This is a genomic window from Pirellulales bacterium, assembly GCA_035939775.1.
Lineage (GTDB): Bacteria > Planctomycetota > Planctomycetia > Pirellulales > DATAWG01 > DASZFO01.
Map to the genome: position 1 here is coordinate 1 of DASZFO010000129.1, position 1,726 is coordinate 1,726.

The 1,726-nt window shown below is 60.8% G+C and carries 1 protein-coding gene; it reads right to left on the bottom strand.

What is annotated here, in order from left to right:
- Positions 1–34: 34 nt before the first annotated feature.
- A partial coding sequence (locus tag VGY55_08320; protein ID HEV2969981.1) for a PQQ-dependent sugar dehydrogenase occupies positions 35–1,726 on the bottom strand: 1,692 nt, incomplete at its 5' end.

The following is a 1,726-nucleotide window of genomic DNA, read 5'->3' on the forward strand; positions in this document are numbered from 1 at the left end:
GCCCAGATCAATGCCAAGTCCGAAGCGCGTCGGATCACTTCTCGCCGCGTCTGGCATAGCGAAGAATCCCCCGCCCGTCGCTCGCGGCACTGAGCAAGTAGACTTCCCCTTGTTCATCGTCGCCGAAGGACCAGATGGGCCGGTGACGGCCTTCGATCTCGCGATTCTCAATGACGCGGCGTTGCTTGGCATCATAGCGAAGCGCCCAGAGTCTGCCGTTGGTGAAATCGGCGTACAGGTAATAGCCGTCGAGTTCTGGCAGCCGCTTGCCGCGATAGACGCAGCCGCCGATGATGCATGCGCCCACGTCATGGCGATATTCCCAAATCGGGTCGATGAACTCCGCCGCGGGACCGCTTCCCTTGGCTCCGAAGGGGTGCAATCCTTCCCGCCGATTCCAGCCAAAGTTGCCGCCGCGCTGGATTAAGTCGATTTCCTCATACAGCGATTCACCGACGTCTCCCGCCCACAAGACGCCCGTCTTGCGGTCAAACGCCATCCGCCAGACGTTTCGGAGGCCGTAGGCCCAGATCTCGGGCTGCGCGTCGGTCCGTCCGACGAATGGATTGTCCGGCGGAATGGAGTAATTCTTGTCATTCTCTTTGTGGTCGACGTTGATTCGCAGGACCTTGCCGAGCAACGACTGCAAGTTCTGCCCATTTTCGTAGGGGTCACCCTGCAGCCCGCCGTCGCCATGTGCGATGTACAGATAACCGTCCGGACCGAAACAGAGTGTGCCGCCATCGTGGTTCCAAGCGACCTTGTTGAATCTCAAAACTTCCTCCTCGGAGTTCGCATCCGCCCGTGACGGACCGTCGCGGCGGACTTTGAACCTGGATACCACGTTGGTCAGTTTCAGGTTCCTGCTCGTGTAGAACACGAAGAATTCGCCGTTGTGCTTAAAGCGAGGATGGAAGGCCAGTCCGAGAAAGCCCTCTTCTTGGGTCTTTTCGTTAAAGGCGACCTTCTCGTGCAAATCGAGGAAGATCGTGGTTTGCTTTGCCCCCTGGTCGTTCGCAAACACATGGATGACGCCTTGCTGCGTGGCCACAAACACGCGATTGCTCCTGTCGCCGGCATGGGTCAACAAAATCGGCCGCAACGGATCGGACTTACCGCTGGCGCCGTCGGCATTCCAACCTGCCCATCGCAAGTCCGCAAACGCGGTCTCGGTTCCAATCGCCATCGGACGCTCGTCGATCTCGGCCCCTGGCACGACAATCGGCACCGCCGTAAGCGTTCCGCCCTTCTGGTCGGAGACGATGATGTCCTTTCCTGAAGGGCTCAGGCAGAAGCCTGCCGCCGCGGCCAGCCCGCTCGCCATAGGAACGGACTTCTCGCCGGGGCGTGGGATTACGAGAAGCCGGCCGCCCTTCGGATCGCCGATCACGAGCTGGCCGAATTGATCCCAAACCAATCCCTCACAGCCGCCGAGTCCCTCGACGAGCCGCTCGGTCGAGCCATCGGAAATCTTGACGCGGTGCAACTCCCCGGCGCCGCCATCCAGCGCAAGGAGCTGCGACGCGCCGTCCAGCGCGACTCCGCTTGGTGTTTGCAGTGTCGAAAGATGTCTGGCATCGAGAACGATGCCGACTCGCCTTTGCGAGTTGATGTTGTAGATTGCGCCGCCTTTGCTATGCCCATCCCCGGCATCGCAGACGTAGAGAGTTCCGCTTTGCGGATCGACCGCCAGCGCCCCGAGCGACCTCGGCTCGGTCGGAAAGGC